This is a genomic window from Pseudomonas sp. SB113 (assembly GCF_040754745.1).
In the GTDB taxonomy this organism is placed as follows: domain Bacteria; phylum Pseudomonadota; class Gammaproteobacteria; order Pseudomonadales; family Pseudomonadaceae; genus Aquipseudomonas; species Aquipseudomonas grimontii.
This window is the reverse complement of record NZ_JBFMHW010000264.1, coordinates 1-368: the sequence shown is the minus strand read 5'-3', so window position 1 is coordinate 368 and position 368 is coordinate 1. Positions and strand designations below refer to the sequence as shown.

Here is a 368-nt window from a genome sequence, read left to right as displayed (position 1 = left end):
GAAACGAAAAAACCCGCTTTCGCGGGTTTGATCTGAATTTGGTGCCCAGGAGAAGACTCGAACTTCCACGACCTTGCGATCACCAGCACCTGAAGCTGGCGTGTCTACCAATTTCACCACCTGGGCATTATCAAGCAACGTTGCCGCTGTTGATGGGGCGAACTATACGGCGGGCTTTTTAATCTGTAAACCCCTGATTCGAAAAATATAAATCAATTTTCTCGTTAAAAATCAAAAGCCTGAAACGAAAAAACCCGCTTTCGCGGGTTTGATCTGAATTTGGTGCCCAGGAGAAGACTCGAACTTCCACGACCTTGCGATCACCAGCACCTGAAGCTGGCGTGTCTACCAATTTCACCACCTGGGCA

Annotated in this window: 2 tRNA genes; both read right to left on the bottom strand. The window is 48.4% G+C overall.

The annotated features are described in order from the left end of the window. Positions 1–39: 39 nt before the first annotated feature. Positions 40–126, bottom strand: a tRNA-Leu gene (locus tag AB1462_RS32490). A gap of 154 nt (positions 127–280) precedes the next feature. Beyond that, positions 281–367: transfer RNA gene (locus AB1462_RS32485), tRNA-Leu, on the bottom strand. Position 368: the final 1 nt, after the last annotated feature.